This window comes from Novosphingobium marinum, assembly GCF_013408095.1.
Classification (GTDB): Bacteria; Pseudomonadota; Alphaproteobacteria; order Sphingomonadales; family Sphingomonadaceae; genus Novosphingobium; species Novosphingobium marinum.
Genome location: NZ_JACBZF010000020.1, coordinates 1 through 2,476, shown reverse-complemented (window position 1 = coordinate 2,476; position 2,476 = coordinate 1). Strand labels below are relative to the sequence as shown.

Here is a 2,476-nt window from a genome sequence, read left to right as displayed (position 1 = left end):
GTAACCGTGGCGTGCAGGCCGCCTTGTCGAGGTAGGCGGCGCCAGCCACTGAGTGGTGATGGCTGAGGATACGCAAGAGCAGGGAGCGAGTAGTCATACGAGCGGTCGTAAGAGTACTCGTATCGAGGTCGTTGGACGCGTTTCCGGGCGCCGGCGCTGGACGGTGGACCAGAAGCTGGCGATGCTGCGCGATGCATTCGGCCCCGATGGCTCGGTCCGTTCGGCCTGCGAACGGCACGAGGTGAGCAGCGGACAGCTGTACACGTGGCGGCGATTGGCGATGTCGGGCGAGTTGACCGGCACAAGACCCTCGGTTCCAGCGCTATCCGGGGCGAGCTTTGCCGAGGTCGCCTTGGCCGAGCCGGCAGCTACGGCCGCAGTGTCATCGCCACCGGGATCTCCGCCGAACGGCCGGATCGGCATCGAGCTTCCTTCCGGAGTAAAGCTGACCGTCGATCAGACAGTCGATGCCGATGCGCTGGCGCGGGTGCTTGGCGTGCTCGCCCGATGATCCCGCTTCCGCCTTCGACCCGCATTTACCTCGCTTGCGGTGCGACCGACATGCGCAAGGGCTTCGACGGTCTCGCTGTTCTGGCGCAGCAGGTGCTGGAGCAAAGCCCGCATTCCGGCGCCTTGTTCGCCTTTCGCGGCAAGCGCGGCGATCTGGTCAAGCTGCTGTGGTACGATGGCCAGGGACTGTGCCTGTTTTCCAAGCGCATGGATCGCGGCCGCTTTGTCTGGCCGATGACGAAGACCGGTAGCGTGAGCCTTACCGCGGCGCAGCTTTCAATGCTGCTGGAAGGTATCGACTGGCGCCGTCCGGAGCGCACCGCGACCCCGCTTCTGGCGGGATAAAAACGGCAGTTTCGTGCGGTTTTTCTGGCATTGGGCGTCCCGATCCGCTAGAGGATGGAGGTGCCAGAGCAAGCTTCTTCTCACATCGACAAGAACGCCCGGATCGCCGAGCTGGAAGCAGCTCTCGCGGCCCGTGACACGTTGATCGAGACGCTCCGGTTCCAGCTTTCCCAGCTCAGGCGGATGAGCTTCGGCCAGTCCTGCGAGAAGCTTTCCAGCCAGATCGAGCAGCTCGAACTGACGCTCGAGGAACTGGAGGGCGAAGCGGAAGTCGCGGAAGCCCGCAAGGATGTGCCAGCCACGACCATGCGCGATACGCCGGTCCGCAGCCTTCCCCCTCATCTGCCGCGCACCGAACGCCGGATCGAGCCTGACGCGGGCAACTGCACCTGTCCGGATTGCGGCGGCGCGCTTCGAGCGCTTGGGCAGGACAGTGACGAGGTGCTCGACGTGGCGCCGGTGCAGTGGCGTGTCATTCGCACCATCCGCCCGAAGTATTCCTGCCGGGCCTGCGAGACGATCGTCCAGGCACAGGCCCCGGTTAAGGCGATTGCGCGCGGCAAAGCCAGCTTCGCCACGCTCGCCCATGTGGTCGTGAACAAGTTCGATCACCACCTGCCGCTTTACCGCCAGGCCGAGATGATGGCCGCCCAGGGGATCGAGATCGATCGATCAACACTCGCCCGTTGGGCCGGCCAGGCCGCCGCGCTTCTCGATCCTGTCGTCACCCGCATCCGCGAAGAGGGCTTGAAGGCCGCCAAGCTTCACACAGACGACACCCCCGTGCCCATGCTGGTGCCCGGCAAGGGGAAGACCGCTCAAGGCAGGCTGTGGACCTATGTCGTCGATGACCGCGCCTCGGGTGCGACCGGTCCGGCGCTGGTCTGGTACCGCTTCACCCAGACACGCAGCGGCGTTCATCCCCAGAGCGAGCTCAAGAACTTTGTCGGGCTGCTTCAGGCGGACGGCTATGCCGGTTACGACAAGCTCTACCGGGGTAATCGCATCAGCGAAGTCGCCTGCTGGGCGCATTTCCGGCGCAAGATATTCGAGAACCATCAGACCAGTCCGACCCCGCTGACCACCGATCTTCTTAAACGGATCACCAGACTCTATCGGATCGAAGAGGAGATACGAGGCGAGCCGCCGGATATTCGCCGCCGACACCGGCAGGAGCACAGCCAGCCAGAAGTCGACGAACTGCGCAAAGCCATCGACGATGCCTTGCGCCGCCTATCGCCCAAATCGGCAATGGCCAAGGCGCTGGTCTATGGCCGCAAGCGCTGGACAGCGCTCACCTGCTATCTCGACGAGGGCGCGGCCGAGATCGATAACAACATCGCCGAGCGCGCAATGCGCTCGGTGGCCATAGGCAGGAAAAACTGGCTCTTTGCCGGCTCCAGGGCTGGCGGCGAACGCGCTGCCGCGATCTATTCCGTCATCGAGACGGCCAAGCTCAACGGTATCGAGCCGCAAGCTTACATCGCTGACGCCATGGAGAAGATCGCAGGTGGCTGGCCAGCCTCGCGCTGGGACGAGCTCATGCCATGGAACTGGAAGTCTTCAGAAACGGCTCCAATCGCCCAAGCAGCCTGACCTGCGGTCTTCACGCCACGCTTAC

At 64.1% G+C, this 2,476-nt stretch carries 3 protein-coding genes; all 3 read left to right on the top strand.

The window, feature by feature from the left end; all coding sequences use genetic code 11:
* Window positions 1-58 precede the first annotated feature (58 nt).
* From tnpA to tnpC, 3 genes are read left to right on the top strand one after another with little or no spacing between them, the layout of a single operon-like run.
* Window positions 59-511 (top strand): IS66-like element accessory protein TnpA, encoded by a 453-nt coding sequence (tnpA, locus tag FHS75_RS17700; protein WP_179408974.1) that lies wholly within the window; start codon window positions 59-61, stop codon window positions 509-511.
* Window positions 508-855 (top strand): IS66 family insertion sequence element accessory protein TnpB, encoded by a 348-nt coding sequence (gene tnpB, locus FHS75_RS17695; RefSeq protein ID WP_179408973.1) that lies wholly within the window; start codon window positions 508-510, stop codon window positions 853-855. The genes tnpA and tnpB overlap by 4 nt, the downstream gene beginning before the upstream one ends.
* Before the next feature lie 54 nt (window positions 856-909).
* Complete coding sequence (gene tnpC / locus FHS75_RS17690) at window positions 910-2,451, top strand: IS66 family transposase (protein ID WP_179408972.1); 1,542 nt, start codon at window positions 910-912, stop codon at window positions 2,449-2,451.
* Window positions 2,452-2,476 lie beyond the last annotated feature (25 nt).